This window comes from Streptomyces sp. NPDC038135 (assembly GCF_055601245.1).
On record NZ_JBVJXS010000001.1, the window covers coordinates 668,014 to 692,429 of the forward strand.

At 73.1% G+C, this 24,416-nt stretch carries 23 protein-coding genes; 6 read left to right on the forward strand and 17 right to left on the reverse strand.

The features are described from left to right. Positions 1-265 precede the first annotated feature (265 nt). Positions 266-1,297 (reverse strand): LacI family DNA-binding transcriptional regulator, encoded by a 1,032-nt coding sequence (locus tag ACZ7JA_RS03075; protein WP_351672056.1) that lies wholly within the window; start codon positions 1,295-1,297, stop codon positions 266-268. 184 nt (positions 1,298-1,481) lie between these two features. Here ACZ7JA_RS03075 and ACZ7JA_RS03080 point away from each other — a divergent pair, with 184 nt between their 5' ends. Further along, on the forward strand, positions 1,482-3,791 hold the full coding sequence (locus ACZ7JA_RS03080; protein ID WP_470806974.1) for a beta-xylosidase/alpha-l-arabinosidase: 2,310 nt from the start codon (positions 1,482-1,484) through the stop codon (positions 3,789-3,791). A 189-nt stretch (positions 3,792-3,980) separates the two neighbouring features. Here ACZ7JA_RS03080 and ACZ7JA_RS03085 read toward each other — a convergent pair whose 3' ends face one another. The 4 genes from ACZ7JA_RS03085 to tsaB are packed head-to-tail and all read right to left on the reverse strand — an operon-like array spanning position 3,981 to position 6,502. Then, the gene (locus ACZ7JA_RS03085; protein ID WP_351672050.1) at positions 3,981-4,247 is read right to left on the reverse strand and encodes a hypothetical protein; all 267 of its coding nucleotides are present in this window, start codon (positions 4,245-4,247) and stop codon (positions 3,981-3,983) included. Further along, positions 4,244-5,335: a tRNA (adenosine(37)-N6)-threonylcarbamoyltransferase complex transferase subunit TsaD gene (gene tsaD, locus ACZ7JA_RS03090; protein ID WP_351672047.1), complete on the reverse strand. Its 1,092-nt coding sequence runs from the start codon at positions 5,333-5,335 to the stop codon at positions 4,244-4,246. Before tsaD ends, ACZ7JA_RS03085 begins: the two co-directional genes overlap by 4 nt. Continuing rightward, the gene (gene rimI, locus ACZ7JA_RS03095) at positions 5,328-5,825 is read right to left on the reverse strand and encodes a ribosomal protein S18-alanine N-acetyltransferase (protein WP_351672159.1); all 498 of its coding nucleotides are present in this window, start codon (positions 5,823-5,825) and stop codon (positions 5,328-5,330) included. The genes tsaD and rimI overlap by 8 nt, the downstream gene beginning before the upstream one ends. A gap of 20 nt (positions 5,826-5,845) precedes the next feature. Continuing rightward, positions 5,846-6,502: a tRNA (adenosine(37)-N6)-threonylcarbamoyltransferase complex dimerization subunit type 1 TsaB gene (tsaB, locus tag ACZ7JA_RS03100; RefSeq protein WP_389303679.1), complete on the reverse strand. Its 657-nt coding sequence runs from the start codon at positions 6,500-6,502 to the stop codon at positions 5,846-5,848. Between the two features lie 113 nt (positions 6,503-6,615). Between tsaB and ACZ7JA_RS03105 the strand changes: the two genes are divergently transcribed. Next, entirely contained in the window at positions 6,616-7,173 is a 558-nt protein-coding gene (locus ACZ7JA_RS03105; protein WP_351672042.1) for a hypothetical protein, read from the forward strand. 128 nt (positions 7,174-7,301) lie between these two features. Here the strand turns inward: ACZ7JA_RS03105 and ACZ7JA_RS03110 are convergent, their stop codons facing one another. The 4 genes from ACZ7JA_RS03110 to alr all read right to left on the reverse strand — a co-directional run bounded on the left by ACZ7JA_RS03110 (position 7,302) and on the right by alr (position 10,669). Beyond that, positions 7,302-7,478 (reverse strand): hypothetical protein, encoded by a 177-nt coding sequence (locus ACZ7JA_RS03110; RefSeq protein ID WP_351672039.1) that lies wholly within the window; start codon positions 7,476-7,478, stop codon positions 7,302-7,304. 128 nt (positions 7,479-7,606) lie between these two features. Further along, entirely contained in the window at positions 7,607-8,128 is a 522-nt protein-coding gene (gene tsaE, locus ACZ7JA_RS03115; RefSeq protein ID WP_351672036.1) for a tRNA (adenosine(37)-N6)-threonylcarbamoyltransferase complex ATPase subunit type 1 TsaE, read from the reverse strand. Then, positions 8,085-9,353 (reverse strand): alpha/beta fold hydrolase, encoded by a 1,269-nt coding sequence (locus tag ACZ7JA_RS03120; RefSeq protein WP_351672033.1) that lies wholly within the window; start codon positions 9,351-9,353, stop codon positions 8,085-8,087. Before ACZ7JA_RS03120 ends, tsaE begins: the two co-directional genes overlap by 44 nt. A 149-nt stretch (positions 9,354-9,502) precedes the next feature. Further along, positions 9,503-10,669: an alanine racemase gene (gene alr / locus ACZ7JA_RS03125; protein WP_470806979.1), complete on the reverse strand. Its 1,167-nt coding sequence runs from the start codon at positions 10,667-10,669 to the stop codon at positions 9,503-9,505. 264 nt (positions 10,670-10,933) lie between these two features. On the opposite strand from alr, the gene ACZ7JA_RS03130 reads away from it, so the two are divergent. Further along, on the forward strand, positions 10,934-13,030 hold the full coding sequence (locus ACZ7JA_RS03130) for a neutral/alkaline ceramidase (RefSeq protein ID WP_470806990.1): 2,097 nt from the start codon (positions 10,934-10,936) through the stop codon (positions 13,028-13,030). A 63-nt stretch (positions 13,031-13,093) separates the two neighbouring features. Here the strand turns inward: ACZ7JA_RS03130 and ACZ7JA_RS03135 are convergent, their stop codons facing one another. From ACZ7JA_RS03135 to glmS, 3 genes are all read right to left on the reverse strand, one after another. Then, on the reverse strand, positions 13,094-14,536 hold the full coding sequence (locus ACZ7JA_RS03135) for an NAD(P)H-hydrate dehydratase (protein WP_470806992.1): 1,443 nt from the start codon (positions 14,534-14,536) through the stop codon (positions 13,094-13,096). A 63-nt stretch (positions 14,537-14,599) separates the two neighbouring features. Continuing rightward, a complete protein-coding gene (locus tag ACZ7JA_RS03140) occupies positions 14,600-14,971 on the reverse strand; it encodes a holo-ACP synthase (RefSeq protein ID WP_351672021.1) in 372 nt (123 codons plus the stop codon). 42 nt (positions 14,972-15,013) lie between these two features. Further along, positions 15,014-16,861 (reverse strand): glutamine--fructose-6-phosphate transaminase (isomerizing), encoded by a 1,848-nt coding sequence (glmS, locus tag ACZ7JA_RS03145; RefSeq protein ID WP_351672018.1) that lies wholly within the window; start codon positions 16,859-16,861, stop codon positions 15,014-15,016. Positions 16,862-17,042: 181 nt separating this feature from the next. On the opposite strand from glmS, the gene coaA reads away from it, so the two are divergent. After that, entirely contained in the window at positions 17,043-18,011 is a 969-nt protein-coding gene (gene coaA / locus ACZ7JA_RS03150; protein WP_351672157.1) for a type I pantothenate kinase, read from the forward strand. A 50-nt stretch (positions 18,012-18,061) separates the two neighbouring features. Next, positions 18,062-19,009 carry a DUF389 domain-containing protein gene (locus ACZ7JA_RS03155; protein WP_389303658.1) on the forward strand — a complete coding sequence of 316 codons (948 nt, stop codon included), beginning with the start codon at positions 18,062-18,064 and terminating at the stop codon, positions 19,007-19,009. Positions 19,010-19,220: 211 nt separating this feature from the next. Here the strand turns inward: ACZ7JA_RS03155 and glmM are convergent, their stop codons facing one another. From glmM to rplM, 3 genes are all read right to left on the reverse strand, one after another. Then, positions 19,221-20,579, reverse strand: a complete 1,359-nt coding sequence (gene glmM / locus ACZ7JA_RS03160) for a phosphoglucosamine mutase (protein ID WP_389303656.1) — start codon at positions 20,577-20,579, stop codon at positions 19,221-19,223. Between the two features lie 178 nt (positions 20,580-20,757). Next, the gene (gene rpsI, locus ACZ7JA_RS03165) at positions 20,758-21,270 is read right to left on the reverse strand and encodes a 30S ribosomal protein S9 (RefSeq protein ID WP_004927169.1); all 513 of its coding nucleotides are present in this window, start codon (positions 21,268-21,270) and stop codon (positions 20,758-20,760) included. Between the two features lie 43 nt (positions 21,271-21,313). Then, on the reverse strand, positions 21,314-21,757 hold the full coding sequence (rplM, locus tag ACZ7JA_RS03170; protein WP_351672009.1) for a 50S ribosomal protein L13: 444 nt from the start codon (positions 21,755-21,757) through the stop codon (positions 21,314-21,316). 288 nt (positions 21,758-22,045) lie between these two features. Between rplM and ACZ7JA_RS03175 the strand changes: the two genes are divergently transcribed. Further along, entirely contained in the window at positions 22,046-22,927 is an 882-nt protein-coding gene (locus ACZ7JA_RS03175; RefSeq protein WP_351672006.1) for a hypothetical protein, read from the forward strand. A 1-nt stretch (position 22,928) separates the two neighbouring features. Here the strand turns inward: ACZ7JA_RS03175 and truA are convergent, their stop codons facing one another. Together truA and rplQ are read right to left on the reverse strand one after the other, a co-directional pair. Beyond that, on the reverse strand, positions 22,929-23,783 hold the full coding sequence (gene truA, locus ACZ7JA_RS03180) for a tRNA pseudouridine(38-40) synthase TruA (RefSeq protein ID WP_389303651.1): 855 nt from the start codon (positions 23,781-23,783) through the stop codon (positions 22,929-22,931). A 92-nt stretch (positions 23,784-23,875) separates the two neighbouring features. Continuing rightward, entirely contained in the window at positions 23,876-24,367 is a 492-nt protein-coding gene (gene rplQ / locus ACZ7JA_RS03185; RefSeq protein ID WP_351672000.1) for a 50S ribosomal protein L17, read from the reverse strand. Positions 24,368-24,416 lie beyond the last annotated feature (49 nt).

Consider the following 24,416-nt stretch of genomic DNA (forward strand, 5'->3'; position numbering starts at 1 on the left):
GGCGGAAAGGGTCAGAGCCGTGACCCTGCCACTGGCCGCGGCGAGGTCGCGCAGCGGCGGGTCGGCGGCGCGGGCGGTGCCGACGCCGGCCGTGTGCAGGGCCGCGGCGGCGACCAGGGCGGCCGGGCAGGCGCGTAAGGGGGGTTCTGGAGGTTCTCATGGCGGGGGGTGCCTCCGAAAGTTTCGGCCGTACAACCGATTGACTTCGGAGGAGTGTGGGCGCGCACGCCCCACCGGTCAAAACGTCAACTTCCGGCCACGCATATCACCCGGCGGCCGGGGCCGCCGTGCTGCTGCGCACCACCAGGCTGGTCGCCAGCTCCACCCGGGTCGCCGCCCGCTCGTCCTGCGCGCGGCCCAGTTCCAGCACCAGCCGGGCCGCGGCCTCGGCCATCTCGGTCAGCGGCTGGCGCACGGTCGTCAGCGGCGGCCCGACCCAGCGGGCCACCGGCAGATCGTCGAAGCCGACCACGCTGAGATCCTCCGGGACGCGCAGCCCCAGCTCCCGCGCGGCCTCGAACAGGCCGAGCGCCTGGAGGTCGTTGCCGGCGAAGACGGCGGTGGGCCGGTCCGGGCGGCGCAGCAGCTCCAGCCCCAGCCGGTAGCCGGCGTCGTGGTGGAAGTCGCCGGTGACCACGAGCGAGGGGTCGACCGGCAGGCCCGCCGTCTCCAGCGCGGCCCGGTAGCCGTCGACGCGGGCCCGGCTGCACATCATCCGGGACGGCCCGCTGATGGCGCCGATCCGGGTGTGGCCGAGCTCCACCAGGTGGCGGGTCGCGGCGAGGCCGCCCTGCCAGTTGGTGGCGCCGATCGAGGGCACGTCCGGGCCCGGGTCGCCGGCCGGGTCCATCACCACGAACGGGATGGAACGGCTGGTCAGCAGGGCGCGCTGGGACTCGTCGAGGTGGGAGAGGACCAGGACCACGCCGTGCGGCCGGCGGGCGGCGACCTGGTCGGCCCAGGTGCGGCCCGGGGTGAGCCGCCCGGCCGACTCGGACAGCACCACGCTCAGCCCCGCGTCCCGGGCCACGTTCTCCACGCCCCGGATGACCTCCATCGCCCAGGCGCTCTCCAGCTCGTGGAAGACCAGGTCGATCAGCGGGGAACGGGAGGCCTCGGCACGCCGGCGGCGGTAGCCGTAGACGCGCAGCAGCTCCTCGACCCGGGTGCGGGTGGCCGGGGCCACGTCGGCCCGGCCGTTGAGGACCTTCGAAACAGTCGGAGCGGAGACCCCGGCCTCCCTGGCGATTTCGGCGAGGGTCGCCGTCTGCGTTTCTGCGGGCTTCGAAGGCTTCATGCCCGCGATCGTATCCCTGCGGCACCTCTTGACGAAGGTGTTGTCGCGCCATAGGTTTCCGGAACATTCGATGCCCTTTCCGAAACATTCGTGAGCGGAGTCGAGAGTCCACCGCCCGAGAGCCCGAGAGTGTGCCGACGAACGGGGTACCGCCCGGCGTCCCGACCCTTCCGACGGGAGTTCCATGACCACCGCTCCTTGGCGCGACCCCGCCCTGCCCGCCGCCGCGCGCGTCGACGACCTGCTCTCCCGCCTGACCCTCGAGGAGAAGACCGCGCAGCTCTACGGAGTGTGGGTGGGCGCCGCCACGGACGGCGACGGAGTCGCCCCGCTGCAGCGCGAGATGACCGCCGACTACGACTGGGACGAGCTGATCACCCACGGCCTCGGCCAGTTGACCCGCTCCTTCGGCACCGCCCCCGTGGACCCGGCGCTGGGCGCGCAGGCGCTGGCCCGCGCCCAGCGCCGCATCGCCGGGGCGGGCCGCTTCGGCATCCCGGCGGTCGCCCACGAGGAGTGCCTGGCGGGCTTCACGGCCTGGGGCGCGACCGCGTACCCGGTGCCGCTCGCCTGGGGCGCGTCCTTCGACCCGGAGCTCGTCGCCGAGCTGGGCCGGCACATCGGCCGCGACCTGCGCTCGGTCGGCGTCCACCAGGGCCTCGCCCCCGTGCTGGACGTGGTCCGCGACCCGCGCTGGGGCCGGGTGGAGGAGACGATCGGCGAGGACCCGTACCTCGTCGGCACGGTCGGCGCGGCCTACGTGCGCGGTCTGGAGTCGGCCGGGGTGGTCGCCACCCTCAAGCACTTCGCGGGGTACGCCTCCTCGGTGGGCGCCCGCAACCTCGCCCCCGTACGGGCGGGCGTGCGGGAGTTCGCGGACGTGACCCTGCCGCCGTTCGAGATGGCGCTGCGCGAGGGCGGGGCGCGCTCGGTGATGGCCTCCTACACCGAGACCGACGGCGTGCCGGTCTCCGCCGACCCCCGGCTGCTCGACGAACTCCTGCGCGGCGAGTGGGGGTTCACCGGCACGGTGGTCGCCGACTACTTCGGCGTGGGCTTCCTGCAGAGCCAGCACCGGGTCGCGGAGGACGAGGCCGGCGCGGCGCACCTGGCCCTCGCGGCGGGCATCGACGTCGAACTGCCCACCCTGAAGTGCTACGGCGCCCCGCTCGTCGGCGCGGTGCGGGCGGGCCGGATCCCGGAGTCGCTGGTGGACCGCGCGGCCCGGCGGGTCCTGCTGCAGAAGTGCGAGCTGGGTCTGCTGGACGAGGACTGGCGGCCGGAGCCGGACGGCCCGGTCGACCTGGACTCGGCCCCCAACCGGGCCCTGGCCGGCCGGCTGGCGCAGGAGTCGGTGGTCCTGCTCGACAACCCCGACGGGCTGCTTCCGCTGGCCCCCGACACCCGGATCGCGGTGGTGGGCCCCCGCGCGGCGGACGCCCTGGCGATGCTCGGCTGCTACTCCTTCCCCTCCCATGTGCTCCCCCACCATCCCGAGGTGCCGCTCGGCATCCCGATCCCGACCGTCCTGGAGGCCCTGCGCGCCGAACTCCCCGACGCCAAGGTGACGTTCGCCGAGGGCTGCGGGGTCTCCGACCCGGACGCCTCGGGCTTCGCGGAGGCGGTGGCCCGGGCGGCGGAGGCGGACGTGTGCGTGGCGGTCCTCGGCGACCGCGCGGGCCTGTTCGGCCGGGGCACCTCGGGCGAGGGCTGCGACGTGGCGGACCTGCGGCTGCCGGGCGTCCAGGGCGAGTTGCTGGACGCGCTGGTCGCCACCGGCGTCCCCGTCGTCCTGGTTCTGCTCACCGGCCGCCCGTACGCACTGGGCCGCTGGCACGGCCGGCTGGGCGCGGCCGTCCAGGCCTTCTTTCCGGGCGAGGAGGGCGGCCCGGCCCTCGCGGGCGTCCTGTCCGGCCGGGTGAACCCCTCGGGGCGCCTGCCGGTGAGCGTCCCGCGGGCGCCCGGCGGCCAGCCCTGGACCTATCTCCAGCCCCCGCTGGGCCTGGCCGGCGAGGTCAGCAATCTGGACCCGACCCCGCTGTTCCCCTTCGGCCACGGCCGCTCGTACACGACGTTCGCCTGGGAGGGCTTCACCGGCGGCGACGTCACGGAGATCGGCACGGACGGCTCGTACGACCTCTCGCTGACCGTCCGCAACACCGGCGACCGGGCGGGCGCCGAGGTGGTCCAGCTCTATCTGCACGACCCGGTGGCGTCGGTGACCCGCCCGGACGTCCGGCTGACCGGCTACCGGCGACTGGAGCTGTCCCCCGGCGAGTCCCGCCGGCTGACCTTCCGCTTCCACGCCGACCTGTCGTCCTTCACCGACCGCACCGGCGCCCGCGTGGTGGAGCCGGGCGCGCTGGAGCTGCGGCTCGGGCCGTCCAGCGCGGAGGTACGGCACACCGCCCGGCTGCGGCTGACCGGTCCGGTGCGGGTGGTCGGGCCCGAGCGGACGCTGCGCTGCGAGGTGGAGGTGACCGAGGCGGGGTGAACGCGAACACCCCGCCGCGGGAGAACCGGTGACGGGGTGTTCGATGGAGCGCCGGGCAGGCCTTGCACCTGCATCTCCCCACAGGAAGTGGGGCGTCTTTCCTTGGACCACCAACGCACTGCGTCCGGACCGGGTTTCCGGCCGTTCGCGTGTGATGATCATAGCGCGGGATCGGGCCCGCGCGCCACCTCAGCCTTCCGCTTCCCCGTCCACCCGCTCGAACCGCCACCGGTGGACCGCCCGCGTCACCAGCCCCCCGTCCGGTTCGGGCAGTTCCGGCAGCTCGGCGTCGTACGGCGCGTCCCACCAGGTGACGACCAGCACCCGGTCCTGCGGGGCCCGGAACGTCTCCCGGCGCAGCGGCTCCCCTGCGAGGTCCTGCGCACGCGCCCAGGCCAGCAGTTCCGCGCCCCGGCCCGCGGCCGCCCGGGCCTCCCACATCAGGGCGACCGTCATGAGTACAGGTTCTCCGTGCCGGTCTCGTGCGCGTGGGCATGGCTCTGCCCCGGCACGTGCGGGTCGGTCACCGGCAGCGAGGAGTCGGCGGACAGGTCCCAGTCGGAGGCGGCGCGGTTGCGGGAGACCATCTCGGCGCCGAGGGCCGCGACCATCGCTCCGTTGTCCGTGCAGAGCTTGGGACGCGGGACGCGCAGCCGGATGCCGGCCGCCTCGCAGCGCTCCTGGGCCAGGACGCGCAGCCGGGAGTTGGCCGCGACGCCGCCGCCGATCATCAGATGGTCGACCCCCTGGTCCTTGCAGGCGCGGACGGCCTTGCGGGTCAGCACGTCGACCACGGCCTCCTGGAAGGACGCGGCCACGTCCCGGACCGGGACCTCCTCGCCGGCCGCCCGCCGCGCCTCGATCCAGCGGGCCACGGCGGTCTTCAGACCGGAGAAGGAGAAGTCGTACGCGGGGTCGCGCGGGCCGGTCAGGCCGCGCGGGAAGGCGATCGCCGACGGGTCGCCCTCACGGGCGTAGCGGTCGATGACCGGACCGCCGGGGAAGCCCAGGTCCAGCACCCGGGCGATCTTGTCGAAGGCCTCGCCGGCCGCGTCGTCGATGGTGGCGCCCATGGGGCGGACGTCGGAGGTGATGTCCTCGGACAGCAGCAGCGAGGAGTGTCCGCCGGAGACCAGCAGGGCCATGGTCGGCTCGGGCAGCGGGCCGTGCTCCAGCTGGTCCACGCAGATGTGCGAGGCCAGGTGGTTGACGCCGTAGAGGGGCTTGCCGAGGGCGTAGGCGTAGGCCTTGGCGGCCGAGACGCCGACCAGCAGGGCGCCGGCGAGTCCGGGGCCGGCGGTGACCGCGATGCCGTCGAGGTCCTTCGCGGTGACGCCCGCCTCCTTCAGCGCGCGGTCGATGGTCGGGACCATCGCCTCCAGGTGCGCCCGGGAGGCCACCTCGGGCACCACGCCGCCGAAGCGGGCGTGCTCGTCGACACTGGAGGCGACGGCGTCCGCCAGCAGGGTGGTGCCGCGGACGATGCCGACGCCGGTCTCGTCGCAGGAGGTCTCGATGCCGAGGACGAGAGGTTCGTCAGCCATTGATCTCGGTTCCTTGTACTGGGGGTGAGTCCGCGGCGGGGCCGCTGTCGGATGCTGTGGTCAGGCGCATCACCAGGGCGTCGACGTTCCCCGGCTGGTAGTAGCCGCGCCTGAAGCCGATGGGCACGAAGCCGAAGCGCTCGTAGAGCTTCTGGGCGGCCAGGTTGTCGACCCGGCACTCGAGCATGACCTCGGCGCACTCGAAGGCGGTGGCCGCCTTCAGCAGCTCGGTCAGCAGGCGGCCGCCGAGGCCGGTGCCCTGGTGGGAGCGGGCGACGGCGATGGTCTGGATGTCGCCCACGTCGCCTGAGGCCGCGAGGCCCGCGTACCCGACGATCCGGCCGTCCTCCTCGGCCACGAGGTACCGCCGGTTGGCCTCGCCGCCCCGGGCGTGGGCCAGCTCGGACCAGAACATGCCCCTCGACCAGGCGTCGTCGGGGAACAGCTCCCGTTCCAGCCCGAGGACCGGGTCGATGTCCCACCAGCGCATCTCACGCAGTCGAGGTTCCGTCACTTCGGGGTGACCACCTTGTAGTTCTTGGGGACCTGCGCGTCGGGGCGGCGCAGGTACAGCGGGCGCGGCGCCGGCAGCTCCTCGCCCGCGGCCAGCCTCTCGGCCGCCAGCGCGGCGAGGGCGGCGGCGGACACGTGCTCCGGCTCGTGGGCGCTCGGGAACGTGTCCGGGTAGAGCAGCGCGCCGGCGCCGACCGCGGGCAGTCCGGCGACCCGCTCGGCGATGTCGGCGGGGCGGTCGACGGCCGGGTCGGTCAGGCGGGTGCGGGAGTCGGCGTAGGTCGCCCAGTAGACCTCCTTGCGCCGGGCGTCGGTCGCCACGACGAAGGGGCCCTTCTCGATGTCGGCGGCGTAGGCGAGGCCGTCCAGGGTGCACAGGCCGTGCACCGGGACGCCGAGCGCGAGGCCGAAGGTGTCGGCGGTCATCAGGCCGACCCGCAGACCGGTGTACGGCCCGGGCCCGGCGCCGACGACGATGCCGGTGACGGCCTCAAGCTTGAGCCCGGCCTCGGCGAGCACCCGGTCGACGGCCGGCAGCAGCAGCTCTCCGTGCCGGCGGGCGTCCACCTGGCTCGACGACGCGATGACGTCCGTTCCGTCGTGCAGCGCGACGGTGACGGCGGGGGTGGCGGTATCCAGAGCGAGCAAGAGCACGCGAACAGCCTACGGCGCTCGCGCCGCTCGCATCGCCGTACGGGTGCGGCGGTGACCGACTGCTACGGTTCGTACGAAGTACGACATATGGCACGAAACAGAGGTGGGCGCGCGTGGCAGGGACCAGCTCGGGGATCGTGGCCGGCCTCACCGCGGTGGCCATCGGCGTCGTCGGATTCCTCACCTACCAGGCACAGGCGACCGTCCCGCCGAACCTGAGCGGCAGGCCCGGGCCGAACGCGGCGTCCGCCTCGGCGACCGGGAAGGCGCCGCGCGACCGGCTCCACCCGGGCGCCCTGCCGAGCGGTTCCGGAACGGGTGAACGGGTCGTGTACTCGGTGGACGACGACAGAGTCTGGCTGGTCGACGACCACAACCGGGTCCAGCGCAGCTTCGGGGTGAGACCCGGCACCGTGGACCCACCGGCGGGCAGGTACTGGGTCACGTCCCGCTCGAACGCGGTCACCGGCACGGACGGCCTGCCCATCGAGCACGTCGTGCGGTTCACCAGCGTGGACGGGGTGGTGATCGGCTTCAGCGCGGCGGTGCGGGGCGGGGACCCCGTCACGGGGGACGGCGTGAAGACGGGCGGCATCCGGGAGCGGCGCGAGGACGGCGAGGCGATGTGGAAATTCGCCACGATCGGCGTACCCGTGGTGGTGATCCGCTGACGTTCGCGGGGCGGACCACCCGGCGCCCGCAGGTGCGCGGGGCCGCCGCCGGGACCGGCTCGCCGGACGCGGCCGCGCTCACCCGTGCCGCTCCCGGCGGCACTCGTCCCGCGGCTACGGGACGCCGGTCACGCGGCCCGGCGCCGCTCCGGTCCCACCGGGTGTTCCGGCCGGGACGGGGCCGGCTCGCACGGGGGCCGGGAGACGGCGCGGGCGGCCTCGCACGACGCCAGCAGCTCACGCATCGACACCCCGCCGGCCACGGGCGGCTCGACCGGCGGCTCCGTGGACCGAGAAGCGGACATGGACGCCTCCTCACGTGCGGGGGCGGACGCGGTTAGGTATGCCTAACCACGAGCGGGGACTCCATGTGACCACGCCCGGGACATCCTGCGCAATATGTTACCGACGCCTTGTCGGAAAGAGGTCGTCGTCAGGCCGCGAGCGTGTCCAGGTCCGCGCTCGCCCACCGCTGCCCGAGCCCGGTGACCGTCACGTGCCGGACCTCGTCGGTCGTGTCGCCGACGGCCCGATGGATGACGACCTGGAGCCGCTCGTCGGTCAGCTCCTCGACCTTGCCCTCGCCCCACTCCACGACGATCACCGAGTCGGGCAGGGAGACGTCGAGGTCGAGGTCCTCCATCTCGTCGAGACCGCCGGAGAGCCGGTAGGCGTCCACGTGGACGAGCGGCGGCCCGTCGCCCAGGGAGGGGTGCACCCGGGCGATCACGAAGGTCGGCGAGGTGACCGCGCCGCGCACGCCGAGCCCCTCCCCGAGCCCGCGGGTCAGCGTGGTCTTGCCCGCGCCCAGCTCGCCGCTGAGCATCACCAGGTCACCCGAGCGCAGCAGCTTGGCCAGGCGGCGGCCCAGCTCCCGCATCTGCTCGGGAGAGGTGATGGTCAGCCGGGTCTCAGCGGGGTCGTGCGGTGCTGCTGGTGCTGCTGGCTGTTCCATAGCCACTTACGGTAGCCCCTGCCGGCACCGCGCCCGCGCGGGTGAGCAGGTCGGCCAGGCGGTCGGTGACCACTTCGGGGTGTTCCAGCATCACGAGGTGCCCGGCGTCCGGCACGAGCACCAGTTCGGCGTCCGGGAGGAGGTCGGCGATGGCCTCGCTGTGCTCGCTGGGCGTGACCAGGTCCTGCACCCCGGCCAGCACCAGCACGGGGAAGTCCCGGAAGCAGAGCAGCGCCTCGGTCTTGTCGTGCTCGGTGAAGGCCGGGTAGAACTCGGCGACCACGTCGATCGGCGTCGACTCGATCATCCGTTCGGCGAACCGCTCCACGGCGGGATCGACGTCCCGGGACGCGAACGAGTACCGCTTGATGACCCCGGCGAACAGGTCGGCGGTGGCCCGGCGCCCCTTCTCGACCAGTTCCGCCTGCTGCCCGAGCGCCCTCAGCACTCCGGGGAGTATCCGGCGCACCGCGTTGACGCCGGCCACCGGCAGCCCGAAGTTGACCTCGCCGAGCCGTCCGGAGGAGGTGCCGATGAAGGCGGTGGCCACGACCCGGTCGCGGATCAGCTCCGGGAAGTGGGCGGCCAGCGCCATGATCGTCATCCCGCCCATGGAGTGCCCGACCAGCACGATCGGCCCGTCCGGCACGGCCGCGTCGAGGACGGCCTTCAGATCGCGGCCGAGCTGGTCGATGGTGAGGGGCACGCCGTCCTGGGTCTGGGCCACCCCGCGTCCGGAGCGGCCGTGGCTGCGCTGGTCCCAGTACACGGTGCGCACGACCCCGCGCAGGGCCGCCCGCTGGAAGTGGAAGGAGTCCTGGCTGAGGCAGTAGCCGTGGCAGAAGACAACGGTGACGGGGGCGGGGGCCTTGCGGCCGAAGAGCCTGCGGCGGCGCGGGGAGACGTTCGGACCCGGGTCGGGCTCGACGTCGTCGACCTCGTAGTACAACTCCGTGCCGTCGTCGGCGTACGCCTTGCCGGGGGTGCCGCGCAGGGTGCCGTAGGGGCCGGCCGAGTCGAGCACGAGCCGGGCCCTGCGGCGCATCCCACGGCCCACGGTCATCCGCTCGACGGCCACCCCGGCGGCCGCGCCCGCGGCCAGGACGCCTATCGCGGCACCGGCGATGCCGGTCGTCCTGCGCCAGTTGCCGGCCGCCCCCGCCGCGGAGGCGGCGGCCGCCGAGGCGACGGCGTCCACCAGGGCCTCCGCGCTGCTCTCGCTCACTTCCGCTCCTCTTCGCCGTACTGCAGTTCGCTGGGTGGGTGAAACGGGTGGTGCCGGGGCTGGTGCCGTGGTGCCGGTGGTGCCGGTGGTGTCCGTGTTACCGGCGGCGGCAGGAGTAACCGGGCATGGATATCCGCCCCCTGAAGGGGTTACCCCGCCTGGGCCCCGTTCACATGGACGCGGGGAACACGCGTTCCGATCCGGGTGACGATCTCGTACGCGATCGTGCCGCAGGCCTGCGCCCAGTCCTCGGCGGTGGGCTCGCCGCGGTCGCCGGGACCGAACAGCACCGCCTGCGCGCCGGCCTCGGGCTCGTCCCCGCCGAGGTCCACCACGAACTGGTCCATGGCCACCCGCCCCGCGACGGTCCGCCACTTGCCGTCCACCAGCACCGGGCCGGTGCCGGAGGCGTGCCGGGGGATGCCGTCCGCGTAGCCGACGGGGACGAGGCCGAGGGTGGTCGCGCCCGGGGTGACGTAGTGGTGGCCGTAACTGACGCCGTGTCCGGCCGGGACGTGCTTGACCAGTGCCAGCGACGCGCTCAGCGTCATCACCGGGCGCAGGCCGAAGTCGGCCGGGGTGCCGATCTCCGGGCTGGGCGAGATGCCGTACATCGCGATGCCCGGCCGGACGAGGTCGAAGTGGGTCTCCGGAAGGGTCAGCGTGGCCGGGGAGTTGGCGATGTGGCGGACCTCGGGGCACACGCCCCGCTCCTCGGCGTACGCCACCATCTCCCGGAAACGGGTGAGCTGGGCGGCGATGGACGGGTGCCCCGGCTCGTCGGCGCAGGCGAAGTGCGACCACAGACCGGTGACCCGGAGCAGGCCCTCGGCCTCGGCCCGCAGGGCCGCGTCGACCAGTTCGGGCCAGTCGGCGGGCTGGCAGCCGTTGCGTCCGAGCCCGGTGTCGGCCTTGAGCTGCACCCGCGCGGGCCGGCCCGCCTGCCGGGCGGCCTCGGTGACCTCGCGCAGCGCCCACATCCCGCTGAGGGAGACGTCGATGTCCGCCTCGACGGCCTGCCGCCAGGGCCCGCCGGGCACCCAGAGCCAGCACAGGACGCGGGTGTCCAGGCCGGCGGCGCGCAGCGCGAGCGCCTCCTCCGGGGTGGCCGTGCCCAGCCAGGTCGCGCCCGCCTCGACGGCGGCGCGGGCACACGGCAGCGCCCCGTGGCCGTACGCGTCGGACTTGACGACGGCCATCAGGGCCGCGCCCCGCGCCCGGGCCCGCAGGACCCGCACATTGGCGCGCAGGGCGGCCAGATCGATCTCGGCCCGGGCCCGCAGAGGCGCGGTCGGCTCAGCAACAGTCTCACTCATGGCGCCCCCAGTGTCTCAGAGGACCGCGGCGGCCCCCGGGCGCACCGTCCGGAGGGCCGCCGAAGGCCGTCCTGCGCGGGCGTCGCAGCGAAGGCACGGCGACCGCGTGGAGGTTGCCGCACGGGTATTGCGGCGCCCGCGGCGGCAGGTGTAGCAATGGCGCACGGAAAACTTGAACATTGTTCAAGTTCCTTCCCGGCGTGTTCGGCACTTCCCGTTCTCCACTTCGCGTTCGCACCCCCCCACCGAGCCGAGGAGCAGCAGATGTCCACGGAACGCCCCGCCCGCAGCCGGCGTACCGTCCTGGCCGCGGGAGCCCTCACCGGCCTCGGCCTGGCCGGCGCCCAGTTGGCCGGGCCGGCGCCGGCCGGCGCCGCGACCGCCGACGGCACGGCGTCCGCGGGTGACACCCCGTCCGGCGGTGACACCGCCTACCTCGTCGGGCGGGGCGTCGCCGACGCCACCGGCGAGGTCGCCGAGGTCGGCATGATGGGCTACGGCCGGTTCGACCAGCAGGCCGCCGGGCTGCACACGCGTCTGCGGGCCCGCGGGTTCGTGGTGGTGGACCGGGCCACCGGCCGGCGCGTCCTGCTGATCGTCGCGGACTCTCCGATGATCTTCGAGAGCGTGCACCAGGAGGTGCTGCGGCGTCTCGCCGCGCGGTACGGCGACCTCTACACCGAGCAGAACGTGCTCATCACCGCCACCCACACCCACGCCGGTCCCGGCGGCTACTCGCACCATCTGCTGTACAACGCGACCACGTTCGGGTTCCACCGCAAGACCTTCGAGGCCGTGGCGGACGGTCTAGTCGAGGCCGCCCGGCGCGCCCACGACGACCTGGCGCCCTCCGGCCTGGTCCTCAGCCACGGGACCCTGACCGGGGCCAGCGCCAACCGCTCCCGGGTGGCCTTCGACCGCAACCCGAAGGCCGACCGCGACCACTTCCCGGACGCCGTCGACCCGCACACCACGCTGCTGCGGGTGGAGCGGGAGGGCCGGGCGGTGGGCGCCGTCAACTGGTTCCCGGTGCACGGCACCAGCATGTCCGGGGACAACCGGCTGATCAGCGCGGACAACAAGGGGTTCGCCGCCTACCACTGGGAGCGCGAGGTCAACGGCGTCGACTACCTGGCCGACGGCTCCCCGGCGTTCGTCTCGGCGTTCGCGCAGACCAACAGCGGCGACATGTCCCCCAACCTGGACCTGTCGCCCCCGACCACGCCGGAGGACTTCGCCCACACCCACGCCAGCGGGCTGCGGCAGTACGAGGCCGCCGCGGCGCAGTTGCACGAGCCGGGCGTCACGCTGACCGGCCCGGTGGACTCCCGGCTGGTCTACGTCGACCTCTCCGACGTCGCGGTGCGCCCCGAGTTCACCGGCGACGGGCGGACCCACCGCACCTCCAAGCCCTGCATCGGCGCCTCCATGGCCGCCGGGAGCATGGAGGACGGGCCGGCCTTCCCGGGATTCCAGGAAGGCGAGAACCCCTTCTGGGACGCGGTGTCCGACTCCGTGATCTACACCGTCTCGCCGGAGCTGAAGGAGGCGCAGGCGCCCAAGGACGTCTTCGTGCCCATCGGCGAGATGAACCGCGTCTACCCGTGGGTCCAGGAGCGGGTGCCGGTGATGCTGGTGCGCATCGGCCGGCTGTACCTCGTCGGCATCCCGGGCGAGGTCACCATCTGCGCGGGCCTGCGGCTGCGGCGCACGGTCGCGGAGATCGTCGGCGCCGACCTCGAGGACGTGCTGGTCGCCGGATACGCCAACGCGTACTTCCACTACCTGACCACCCCGGAGGAGTACGACTCCCAGCAGTACGAGGGCGGCAGCACCCTGTTCGGCCGCTGGCAGCTCCCGGCGCTGCAGCAGACGGCGGCCGCTCTCGCCACCGCGCTGCGCGACGGCACCGAGCTGCCCCTCGGCCCCGAGGCCCCGGACCTGTCCGGCACGGTCCTCGCTCTTCAGCCCGGCGTGGTGCTGGACGCGCCGCCGGTCCTCAAGTCGTTCGGGGACGTGCTGGAGACGCCCCAGGACGGCTACCGGGCCGGCGACCGGGCGCGGGTCGTCTTCGCCGGCGCCCACCCGGGCAACGACCTGCACCGGGGCGGCACGTACCTGGAGATCCAGCGCCAGGACCCCGGCGGCGCCTGGCGCCGGATGGCGGACGACGGCGACTGGGCGACCAGGTTCCACTGGGAGCGCTACGGCGTCGCCGCCTCCAAGGTCACCGTCACCTGGGACATCCCGCAGGACACCGCCCCGGGCACGTACCGGATCGTGTACCGCGGCGACGCGCGGAACCTGCTCGGCACCGTCACCCCGATCACCGGCAAGTCCCCGGCCTTCACCGTGCGTTGAGCCGGACACCGACAGGGGCCGGCGCGCCGCACCGGCGGCGCGCCGGGCCCCCGGTCGCGGGGCTCAGCCCAGGGCGTCCCGCACGTCGCGCCACGCCTCGGGCAGCCGCTCCGCGATGTCGTGGGCCCCGGCCGGCGCCCCCGAAGCGGCGAACCGCCCGGCCAGGCCGTGCAGATACGCCGCCGCGCTCCCGGCGTCCCGCGCGGGCAGCCCGGTAGCCAGCAGCGACCCGGCGAGCCCCGACAGCACGTCACCGCTCCCGGCGGTGGCCAGCCAGCCCGTGCCCGTGGCGTTCACCCGCACCGCGCCGCCCCGCGGGTCGGCGACCAGCGTCGTCGACCCCTTCAGCAGCACGGTCGCCCGGTACACCGCCGCCAGTTCCCGCACCGCGGCCAGCCTGGCCCCCTCGACCTCCTCGCGGCGCACCCCGAGCAGCGCGGCCGCCTCCCCCGCGTGCGGGGTCATCAGCGTCGGCGCCGCACGCCCGCGCACCGCGTCCCGCTCCGCCAGCCGCAGCCCGTCGGCGTCGAGCAGCACCGGCACGTCGGTGTCCAGCACCTCCGCCACGGTCGCCGCGTCGTCCCCGGCGCCGGGCCCGACCACCCACGCCTGCACCCGCCCGGCCTTCGCCGGGCCCCGGTCGGACACGAGCGTCTCCGGGAACCGGGCGATCACCGCGTCCGCGGCCGGCCCGACGTACCGCACGGCGCCCGCCCCGCCGCGCAGCGCCCCGGAGACGGCCAGCACGGCGGCCCCCGGATAGCGCGCCGACCCGGCGGCGATCCCGACCACGCCCCGCCGGTACTTGTCGCTCTCCGCCGCCGGACGCGGCAACAGCCGGGCCACGTCCGCGTGTTGCAGCGCCTCCAGCTCGGCGACGGGCGGCAGGACCAGACCGATGCCGACCAGCCGCACGCTTCCGGCGTACTCGCGCGCCGGGTCGATCAGCAGCCCCGGCTTGTGCGTGCCGAAGGTGACGGTGAGGTCGGCCCGGACCGCCGCGCCCCGCACCTCCCCGGTGTCGGCCTCCACCCCGCTCGGCAGGTCCACCGCGACGACGGCCGCGCCCGACCGCTCGACGGCGTCCGCCAGGGCCTCGGCCTCCGGCCGCAGCCCGCCCCTGCCGCCGATGCCGACGATGCCGTCCACCACGAGGTCGGCCCGTGCGATCCACCGTTCGGCGCCGCCGGGCGCCGTGACGGAGCCGCCCGCCCGGCGCAGCGCCGCCAGACCGCCCGGGTGGGTGCGCTCGGGCGGCGCCAGCAGCACCGCCGTGACGCCCGCGCCCCGCCGCGCCAGCCGGGCGCCCGCGTACAACGCGTCCCCGCCGTTGTCCCCGCTGCCGACGAGCAGCACCACCCGCCGGCCGTAGACCCGCCCGAGCAGGTCGGCGCAGGCAGCGGCCAGCCCGGCGGCGGCCCGCTGCATCAGCGCGCCCTCCGGTAGCCGTGCCATCAGCTCCCGCTCGGCCGCCCTCACCGTCTCCACGTTGTACGCAGTACGCATGGGTTCGAGTGTGCCCCGCGAACGCCGTCCGCCACACCCGCGCCACGGAGCCGCCCGCGGCGCTCAGCCCTCGGCGACCACCACGGCCGAGGCGATCCCGGCGTCGTGACTCAGCGACACGTGCCAGGAGCGCACCCCGAGTTCCGCCGCCTTCGCGGCGACGGTCCCCTTCACCCGCAGCCGCGGCTGACCGCTGTCCTCGACGTACACCTCGGCGTCGGTCCAGTGCAGGCCCGGCGGCGCGCCCAGCGCCTTGGCCAGCGCCTCCTTGGCGGCGAACCGCGCCGCGAGGGACGCGATGCCGCGCCGCTCCCCGCTGGGCAGCAGCAACTCACTGTCGACGAACAGCCGGCCGGCCAGTCCAGGCGTCCGGTCGAGCGACGCCCGGAACCGGTCGATCTCGGCGACGTCGATACCGACCCCGATGATGCTCATGGGGCAGACCCTACGGGGCGCCGGTGCGCGGCCGTCGGCAGGTCACTCCACCGTGACGGACTTCGCCAGGTTGCGCGGCTGGTCCACCTCGTTGCCCCGGGCCGTGGCCAGTTCGCAGGCGAAGACCTGGAGCGGCACCGTGGCCACCAGCGGCTGCAGCAGCGTGGGCGTGGCCGGGATGCGGATCAGGTGGTCGGCGTAGGGGACCACGGCCTCGTCGCCCTCCTCCGCGATCACGATGGTCCGTGCCCCGCGCGCCCGGATCTCCTGGATGTTGGAGACGATCTTGTCGTAGAGCACCGACCGGCCGCGCGGCGACGGCACGACCACCACCACGGGCAGGTCCTCCTCGATCAGGGCGATCGGGCCGTGCTTCAGCTCGCCCGCCGCGAAGCCCTCGGCGTGCATGTAGGCGAGCTCCTTGAGCTTGAGCGCGCCCTCCAGGGCGACCGGGTAGCCCACGTGCCGGCCCAGGAACAGCACCGTGTCCTTGTCCGCCAGCGACCGCGCGAGCGCCCGTACCGGCTCCATGGTCTCCAGCACCCGGTCGACCGCGCCCGCGATGTGGGACAGGTCCCTGATGACGGCGCTGATCTCGTCGCCCCACTTGGTGCCGCGCACCTGGCCCAGGTACAGGGCCACCAGGTAGCACGCCACCAACTGGGTGAGGAACGCCTTGGTGGAGGCGACGGCCACCTCCGGCCCGGCGTGGGTGTACAGCACCGCGTCCGACTCGCGCGGGATGGTGGAGCCGTTGGTGTTGCAGATCGCCAGCACCTTGGAGCCCTGCTCGCGCGCGTGCCGCAGCGCCATCAGGGTGTCCATGGTCTCGCCGGACTGCGAGATGGCGATGACCAGGGAGCGGCCATCGAGGATGGGGTCGCGGTAGCGGAACTCGCTCGCCAGCTCCACCTCGCACGGGATGCGGGTCCAGTGCTCGATGGCGTACTTGGCGATCATGCCGGCGTGGAAGGCCGTGCCGCACGCGACGATGACGACCTTGTCCACCTCGCGCAGCTCCGAGGGCGTGATCCGGACCTCGTCCAGCGTCAGGGAGCCGGCCGCGTCGATGCGCCCGAGCAGGGTGTCGGCGACCGCCTTGGGCTGCTCGGCGATCTCCTTGAGCATGAAGTAGTCGTAGCCGCCCTTCTCCGCGGCCGACGCGTCCCAGTCCACGTGGTACGAACGCACCTCGGCGGGACGGCCGTCGAAGCCGGTCACCGTGACACCGTCCCGGCGCAGCTCCACCACCTGGTCCTGGCCCAGCTCGACCGCCGAGCGGGTGTGCTCGATGAACGCGGCGACGTCGGAGGCCAGGAACGCCTCGCCCTCGCCGACTCCCACCACCAGGGGCGAGTTGCGGCGGGCGCCGACGACCACGTCCGGCGCGTCGGCGTGCACCGCGACCAGCGTGAACGCGCCGTCCAGGCGCCGGCACACCAGCCGCATGGCCTCGGCGAGGTCGGCGCAGGAGGAGAACTCCTCCGCCAGCAGGTGCGCGACGACCTCGGTGTCCGTCTCGGACGCGAGCTCGTGCCCGCGCTCCGTCAGCTCGGCCCGCAGCGCGGCGAAGTTCTCGATGATGCCGTTGTGCACGACGGCGACCCGGCCCGCGTTGTCGAGGTGCGGGTGCGCGTTCGCGTCCGTGGGACCGCCGTGGGTGGCCCAGCGCGTGTGGCCGATACCCGTCGTGCCCGCCGGCAGCGGCCGGTCGACGAGCTCCTTCTCCAGGTTGACCAGCTTCCCGGCCTTCTTCCCCGCGGCCAGCCCGCCGTCCGCGAGCACGGCGACGCCCGCCGAGTCGTAGCCCCGGTACTCCAGCCGCTTCAGCCCGGCCATCACGACATCGAGCGCCGACTGCGACCCCACGTATCCCACGATTCCGCACATGTGCCGCAGCCTACGGGCGACCGGCCTCTCGAAAGAGCCGCCGCGTGCCCGAAATCAGAAATTCCCACCGCGGCAGGAGGCCCGGCCCGGGTCCGCGGCCGGGCCCGCACGTGACGTACCCCACCCCGCGGCCCTGTTCAAACTCCGTTAACAATGGACTGTGATCTCACCGGTCTCCCCGATGCCCAGGAGCGCCCACCGGTCCAGGCCGGAGGCGACTCCCTACGTCGACCTCACGCGCGCCGAATGGAGTGCGCTGCGGGACAAGACGCCGCTGCCGCTCACCGCCGAGGAGGTGGAGAAGCTGCGCGGGCTCGGCGACGTCATCGACCTCGACGAGGTGCGGGACATCTACCTCCCGCTGTCGCGCCTGCTCAACCTCTACGTCGGCGCCACGGACGGCCTGCGCAGCGCGCTCAACACCTTCCTCGGCGAACAGGGTTCCCAGTCCGGCACCCCGTTCGTGATAGGCGTCGCCGGCTCGGTGGCGGTCGGCAAGTCCACCGTCGCCCGGCTGCTGCAGGCCCTGCTGTCCCGCTGGCCCGAGCACCCGCGCGTCGAACTGGTGACGACCGACGGGTTCCTGCTGCCCACCAGGGAGCTGGAGTCGCGCGGCCTGATGTCGCGCAAGGGTTTCCCCGAGTCCTACGACCGCCGGGCGCTGACCCGCTTCGTCGCCGACATCAAGGCGGGCAAGGACGAGGTGACGGCCCCCGTCTACTCCCACCTGATCTACGACATCGTCCCGGACAGCCGGCTCACCGTGCGCCGCCCGGACATCCTGATCGTCGAGGGGCTCAACGTCCTGCAGCCCGCCCTGCCCGGCAAGGACGGGCGCACCCGGGTCGGTCTCGCCGACTACTTCGACTTCAGCGTGTACGTCGACGCGAGCGCCGAGGACATCGAGAGCTGGTACCTCAGCCGCTTCCGCAAGCTGCGCCGGACCGCCTTCCAGAACCCGGACTCGTACTTCCGCAAGTACACCCAGGTGTCCGAGGAGGAGGCCCTCGACTACGCCCGCACCCTGTGGCGCACGATCAACAAGCCCAACCTGGTCGAGAACATCGCGCCCACCCGCGGCCGCGCCACCCTCGTCGTCCGCAAGGGCGCCGACCACAAGGTGCAGCGGCTGCGCCTGCGCAAGCTCTAGGGGCGACGTGTCCATGTGACGTGTGCATGGAAGCCTGTTAGAAAGGCGCCATGCTGCATCTGCGCCTGATCACCCCGGCCGACACGACGGACGAGGTGGTGCGGCTGATCGAGACGACGGTCGGCACGGCCCACCTCGTCGTGCTGCCGGGCGCCGCCCGGAACCCGGCCGGGGACGTCGTCCAGTGCGACGTGGCCCGCGAGGCGGGCGACGAACTCCTCAGCGCGCTGCAGAAGTTGGACCTGGAGCGGACGGGCTCCATCGCGGTCGAGAACATCGACCTCTCGCTGTCCCGGCGGGCCGACCGGGCCGAGGAGGAGGCGCCCGGCGAGGCCGCGGACGCGGTGCTGTGGGAGCACCTGACGGAGGCGACGCACGAGGAGTCGACCCTGTCGGTCACCTACGTCGCGTTCCTCACCCTCGCCACCATGATCGCGGCCTGCGGCGTGGTGCTGGACAACGCGGTGCTGATCGTGGGGGCCATGGCGGTCGGCCCGGAGTTCGGTCCGCTGGCCGGCATCTGCACGGCCCTGGTGCAGCGCCGCCCGCGCCTGGCGCTGCGCTCGGTGACGGCGCTGCTCGTGGGCTTCGCGGCGGCGATGGCGGTCACGGTCGGCTTCAGCCTGTTCATGGACGCCGTCGGGCTGTTCCACCGGTCCGGGCTGGAGGGCGCGCGCCCCAACACGGCGTTCGTCTACGCGCCCGACGCCTTCTCGTTCGTCGTGGCGGTGCTGGCCGGGATCGCCGGCACCCTGTCCCTGACCTCCGCCAAGTCGGGCGCGCTGGTCGGCGTGGCCATCTCGGTGACGACGGTGCCCGCCGCCGCCAACGCGGCCGTGGCCCTCGCCTACGGCGACACGGCCCAGACGATCGGCTCCACGAACCAGCTCCTGCTGAACCTGCTGGGCATCGTCCTGGCCGGCATCCTGACCCTGCTGACCCAGAAGTGGTTCTGGGCCAGGCAGCGGCAGCAGCGGCCGAACGTCGGACGGTCCTGAGGCCTTGCCGCCGAACGGCCCTGGCCCCGAACGGGCCTAGGGCCTGTCTGACCATTCGCGCCGTCGCCCGAAGGGCGGCCGCGCGGCGTCAGGTGCGTGCTCTCGGCGGGCCGGCTCCAGGGCCGCGTACTGGACGTACTCGGGTCTGGGGCCGGTGCGGCGAGAGCGCGTGCATGGCGTCGCGCGGCAGGCGGGAATTGTCAGACAGGGCCTAGCCCAGGGCCGACTTCACGGCGTCGGCGAGGCGTCCGGCGACGGAGCGGGCCTGGTCGATGTCGGCCGCCTCGACCATCACCCGCACCAGCGGCTCGGTCCCCGAGGGACGCAGCAGCACGCGGCCGGTCTCGCCCAGCTCACGCTCCGCCTCGGCGACCGCGGCGGCCAGGTCGGCGGAGGTCTTCACCCGGGACTTGTCCACGTCCGGGACGTTGATCAGGACCTGCGGCAGGCGCTCCATCACCGACGCCAGCTCACGCAGCGTACGGCCGGTCTGCGCGACCCGCGCCGCCAGCAGCAGCCCGGTCAGCGTGCCGTCGCCGGTCGTCGCGTGGTCGAGGATGATCACGTGGCCGGACTGCTCGCCGCCGAGGGCGTAGCCCTTCTCCTTCATCTCCTCCAGCACGTACCGGTCGCCGACGGCGGTCTGCACCAGGTGCATGCCCTCGCGCTCCATCGCCAGCTTGAAGCCCAGGTTCGACATGACCGTCGCGACGACGGTGTCGGAGCGCAGCTCGGAGCGTTCCCGCATCGCCAGCGCGAGCACGGCGAGGATCTGGTCCCCGTCGACCTCCTCGCCGGTGTGGTCCACGGCGAGGCAGCGGTCGGCGTCGCCGTCGTGCGCGATGCCGAGGTCGGCGCCCTGCTCGACGACGGCCGCCTTCAGCTTCTCCAGGTGGGTGGAGCCGCAGCCGTCGTTGATGTTGAGCCCGTCCGGCTCGGCGCCGATCGTGACGACCTGGGCGCCGGCCCGCGAGAACGCCTCCGGCGAGACCCCCGAGGCCGCGCCGTGCGCCTCGTCCAGGACGATCTTCAGGCCGTCGAGCCGGTTCGGCAGCGCGCCGAGCAGGTGGCCGACGTAGCGCTCGAAGCCCTCGTCGTACGGACGGGCCCGTCCGACCCCGGCGCCCGTGGGCCGCTCCCAGGGCTCGCCGTGGCGGTGGGAGTCGTACACCGACTCGATCCGGTCCTCGAGCTCGTCGGCGAGTTTGTGGCCGCCGCGGGCGAAGAACTTGATGCCGTTGTCCGGCATGGCGTTGTGGCTGGCGGAGAGCATCACGCCGAGGTCGGCGCCGAGCGCGCCGGTCAGGAACGCCACCGCGGGCGTCGGCAGCACGCCGACCCGCAGGACGTCCACGCCCGCGCTGGCCAGGCCCGCGACCACCGCCGCCTCCAGGAACTCCCCGGACGCGCGCGGGTCCCGTCCGACCACGGCCGTCGGCCGGTGGCCCTCGAAGGTGCCCGCCTCGGCCAGCACGTGGGCCGCCGCCACGGACAGGCCGAGCGCCATCTCGGCCGTCAGGTCCGCGTTGGCGACACCGCGCACGCCGTCCGTACCGAAGAGTCGTCCCACTTGTCCTCCTGAGGAAGCGTCCATGCTGCCGGGAATCATGGCAGACGCCACGACATCCGATCACACAAGCCTTTGAGCGTCTTGTGTCGTTATACGCCCTTGGGCTGGGATAAACGAACGCCCCGGCGGCACAGAGGCGTGCCGCCGGGGCGTTCGGAGTACGAGCAGGCAGCGGTGATTAGCGCTTGCTGTACTGCGGGGCCTTGCGGGCCTTCTTCAGACCGGCCTTCTTGCGCTCGACCGCACGGTCGTCGCGCTTGAGGAAGCCGGCCTTCTTCAGCGGGCCGCGGTTGTTGTCGACGTCGGCCTCGTTCAGCGCACGGGCGACACCGAGACGGAGCGCACCGGCCTGACCGGAGACGCCGCCACCCGCGATACGGGCGATGACGTCGTAGCGGCCCTCGAGCTCGAGCACCTTGAAGGGCTCGTTGACTTCCTGCTGGTGCACCTTGTTCGGGAAGTAGTCCTCGAGGGTGCGACCGTTGATCTTCCACTTGCCGGTGCCCGGGACGATCCGGACGCGGGCGATGGCGTTCTTGCGACGGCCCAGGCCGGCGGCCGGCTGGGGCTCGCCGAAGCGGGAGGCCATGGACTCCGAGGTGTACTCGCCCTCGACGGGGACCTCGGACTCGGTGGTGTAGCTGTCGATGTCAAGCTCTTCGAGCGGCTGCTCGGCAGTGGTCTCGGCCACGATTCTCCTCAGATTCTCTGTCAGTCTTAGGGGGTGGCCGGACTTACTGCGCGACCTGGGTGATCTCGAACGGCACCGGCTGCTGCGCAGCGTGCGGGTGCACGTCACCCTTGTAGACCTTCAGCTTCGAGAGCATCTGACGGCCCAGGGAGTTCTTGGGGAGCATGCCCTTGACGGCCTTCTCGATGGCCTTCTCCGGGTTCTTGTCCAGCAGCTCGTCGTAGCGGACGGAGCGCAGACCACCCGGGTAGCCGGAGTGGCGGTACGCCATCTTCTGGGTCCGCTTGTTGCCCGACAGGTGCACCTTGTCGGCGTTGATGATGATGACGAAGTCACCAGCGTCGACGTGCGGCGCGTAGATCGGCTTGTGCTTGCCCCGGAGGAGGGTCGCTGCGGTGGTGGCGAGACGGCCCAGAACAACGTCCTGGGCGTCGATGACGTGCCACTGGCGCGTCACATCGCCGGGCTTGGGGCTGTACGTACGCACGGTTCGTAGCCTTCGCTTCGAGTGAATGGTCCTGAACAGGTCACCGAAACGATCACGACAGCCTGAGCCACTGCGGCGACGCATACCGCGTACGTGGGGTTGCTGGTCATCGGCCCGGTGGACCGGTGTAAGGGCCCGTCCCGTGAGAATGAGCAAGCCAATACACAACGAAGAAGCAGGTTACCTGGACGCCCCCGGACGGGTCAAAACGAGGCATGCCGACGGACAAAGGTCGCATGCCGCCGCTCGCGCTCCAGTATCGCCCGCCCCACGTCTAAGATGCGCCCCATGAGTTACGGGCAGGGGGGACCCCAGTCTCAGTGGGATCCCTGGAAACCTAATTCCCAGCAGCCCTGGAGCAGCGGCGGTGACGACGGAACCCCCGACTGGGCCGCGCTCGCCGAGGCGTCCGAGACGCGGAACAAGCGTCGCCGGCTGCTGTTCATCGGCGGCGGCGCGCTCGCCACGATCGGCGTCGGCACGGCCGTCGCCATGGCCGTGGTCTCCGCGAACGGCGACGACGGCGCCTCCGGCAAGCCCACCGGGCTGCCCGCCAGCGCCTCCCTGCCCAGCGGCTCGGCCACCGCGCCGTCCTTCGCGCCCACCAGCGCCCCGCCGCCGCTGGACCCGAAGGACTTCATAGCCAGCGCCAAGAAGGACACCGCCCCGCTCAGCCCGGAGACGCTGTTCCCGGGCACGCAGCTCACCATGGGCCAGACGGTGTACAAGAAGGGCGCCACCGCCGACACGAGGAACTGCGCCTCGGCGACCGGCGGCAACCTGCCGAAGATCCTGACCGCCAACGGCTGCACCCGGCTGATGCGGGTGAGCTACGCCAACGGCGACATCGCCGTCACGGTCGGCGTCGCGGTCTTCGACGACGAGGCGCAGGCCACGAAGGTGAAGTCCCAGGCCGGCAGCAAGAAGAGCCTGGTGAACTCCCTGGCGGGCAAGGGCATCAAGGACTTCTGCGACTCCGCGATCTGCCGGACGACCACGAACGCCTACGGCCGCTACGCCTACTTCACGATCAGCGGCTTCACCGGCGGCAAGAACGTCACCACCAAGGACACCAAGGTGTTCCGCACCGGCGACGACCTGGCCCAGTTCACCGTCAACCAGATCCACCGCCGCGGCCAGGCACAGGCCTCCGCGGCGGCGAACCGGTAGCTCAGCAGCACCCCGCCGACGGAAGCGACCGCTTGTTCCGGGCCTCCTTGTTCCGGGCGGCCAGCAGCTCGTCGGCGGGATAGCCGACCTCCTCGAGGGTCAGCCCGTGCGGCCGTACGACGTGCACGGCGCTGTCCCGCACCCCGGCGGCCAGCACCTTGCCGGGCCACTCCGGGCCCCGGTGCCCGTCCCCCACGAACAGCAGCGCGCCGATCAGCGAGCGCACCATGTTGTGGCAGAAGGCGTCGGCCCGGACCGTGGCCGTGACCACCCCGTCCGCGCCGCGCACCAGGCTCAGCTCCTGGAGGGTGCGGATCGTGGTCGCGCCCTCGCGCCGCTTGCAGTAGGCGGCGAAGTCGTGCTCGCCGACGAGCGCCCGCGCGGCCTCGTTCATCGCGTCCACGTCGAGCGGCCAGTCGTGCCACAGGACGTGCCCCCGCAGCAGCGGGTCCACGCCGCCGGGGTTGTCGGTGACGCGGTACGCGTAGCGCCGCCAGACCGCCGAGAACCGGGCGTTGAACCCGGCCGGCGCCTCGCTGAGCCGCCACACCCGGACGTCCTTGGACAGCCGTCCGGCGAGCCGCTTCAGCAGCTTCTCGCGGTGCTCCGCCCACAGTTCGGCGGGCAGGTCGACGTGCGCGACCTGGCCGCGCGCGTGCACCCCGGCGTCCGTCCGCCCGGCCACCGTCAGTTCGTACGTCTCCTTCGACCGCGTCACGGTCCGCAGGGCGTCCTCGATCTCCCCCTGCACGGTCCGCCTGCCGCCGGCCTGCTTGGCCCAGCCGTGGAAGCCGGCGCCGTCGTAGGAGAGGTCGAGGCGGATGCGTACGTGTCCGGGCTGTACTTCGTCACTCACACAGGGATCCTCTCAAGGCTGTGCTCTGGTCGGGAAACGTGAAAGCGGGCCCGCCCCGGAGGGCGGACCCGCTTACCGCGTCAGGCAGAGCCTCAGGCGTCCTTCGACTCCTCGGCCGGAGCCTCGGCCGGGGCCTCGGTGGTCTCCTGGGCCTTGGCCTCGTCCGACTCCTTGACCGCGCGCTTGGTGGCGGCCTCGGCCTCACCCACGGCCTTCTGCTGCACCGTCAGCGCCTCGACCAGCTCGATGACGGCCATGGGCGCGTTGTCGCCACGGCGGTTACCGATCTTGGTGATGCGGGTGTAGCCACCCGGGCGGTTCTCGTAGCGCGGGCCGATCTCGGTGAAGAGCGTGTGGACGATGCTCTTGTCCGTGATCACCTGGAGCACCTGACGGCGGTTGTGAAGGTCGCCCTTCTTCGCCTTGGTGACCAGACGCTCGGCGTACGGGCGCAGGCGGCGGGCCTTCGCCTCGGTGGTGGTGATGCGGCCGTGCTCGAAGAGCGCCTTCGCGAGGTTCGCGAGGAGCAGCTTCTCGTGCGCGGCGCTGCCGCCCAGACGGGCACCCTTGGTGGGCTTCGGCATGGTTCTTCTCCTGTGTGTCTGCCCCGGCCGTATCAGGTACCGAGGTCAG

What these genes read in the sequence shown, in the direction of transcription:
- ACZ7JA_RS03075 (WP_351672056.1), bottom strand. Translation starts at nt 1,297, where the DNA reads ATGAAGCCTTCGAAGCCCGCAGAAACGCAGACGGCGACCCTCGCCGAA.
- ACZ7JA_RS03080 (WP_470806974.1), top strand. Translation starts at nt 1,482, where the DNA reads ATGACCACCGCTCCTTGGCGCGACCCCGCCCTGCCCGCCGCCGCGCGC.
- ACZ7JA_RS03085 (WP_351672050.1), bottom strand. Translation starts at nt 4,247, where the DNA reads ATGACGGTCGCCCTGATGTGGGAGGCCCGGGCGGCCGCGGGCCGGGGC.
- tsaD (WP_351672047.1), bottom strand. Translation starts at nt 5,335, where the DNA reads ATGGCTGACGAACCTCTCGTCCTCGGCATCGAGACCTCCTGCGACGAG.
- rimI (WP_351672159.1), bottom strand. Translation starts at nt 5,825, where the DNA reads ATGCGCTGGTGGGACATCGACCCGGTCCTCGGGCTGGAACGGGAGCTG.
- ACZ7JA_RS03110 (WP_351672039.1), bottom strand. Translation starts at nt 7,478, where the DNA reads ATGTCCGCTTCTCGGTCCACGGAGCCGCCGGTCGAGCCGCCCGTGGCC.
- tsaE (WP_351672036.1), bottom strand. Translation starts at nt 8,128, where the DNA reads ATGGAACAGCCAGCAGCACCAGCAGCACCGCACGACCCCGCTGAGACC.
- alr (WP_470806979.1), bottom strand. Translation starts at nt 10,669, where the DNA reads ATGAGTGAGACTGTTGCTGAGCCGACCGCGCCTCTGCGGGCCCGGGCC.
- ACZ7JA_RS03130 (WP_470806990.1), top strand. Translation starts at nt 10,934, where the DNA reads ATGTCCACGGAACGCCCCGCCCGCAGCCGGCGTACCGTCCTGGCCGCG.
- ACZ7JA_RS03135 (WP_470806992.1), bottom strand. Translation starts at nt 14,536, where the DNA reads ATGCGTACTGCGTACAACGTGGAGACGGTGAGGGCGGCCGAGCGGGAG.
- ACZ7JA_RS03140 (WP_351672021.1), bottom strand. Translation starts at nt 14,971, where the DNA reads ATGAGCATCATCGGGGTCGGTATCGACGTCGCCGAGATCGACCGGTTC.
- glmS (WP_351672018.1), bottom strand. Translation starts at nt 16,861, where the DNA reads ATGTGCGGAATCGTGGGATACGTGGGGTCGCAGTCGGCGCTCGATGTC.
- coaA (WP_351672157.1), top strand. Translation starts at nt 17,043, where the DNA reads ATGCCCAGGAGCGCCCACCGGTCCAGGCCGGAGGCGACTCCCTACGTC.
- ACZ7JA_RS03155 (WP_389303658.1), top strand. Translation starts at nt 18,062, where the DNA reads ATGCTGCATCTGCGCCTGATCACCCCGGCCGACACGACGGACGAGGTG.
- ACZ7JA_RS03175 (WP_351672006.1), top strand. Translation starts at nt 22,046, where the DNA reads ATGAGTTACGGGCAGGGGGGACCCCAGTCTCAGTGGGATCCCTGGAAA.
- rplQ (WP_351672000.1), bottom strand. Translation starts at nt 24,367, where the DNA reads ATGCCGAAGCCCACCAAGGGTGCCCGTCTGGGCGGCAGCGCCGCGCAC.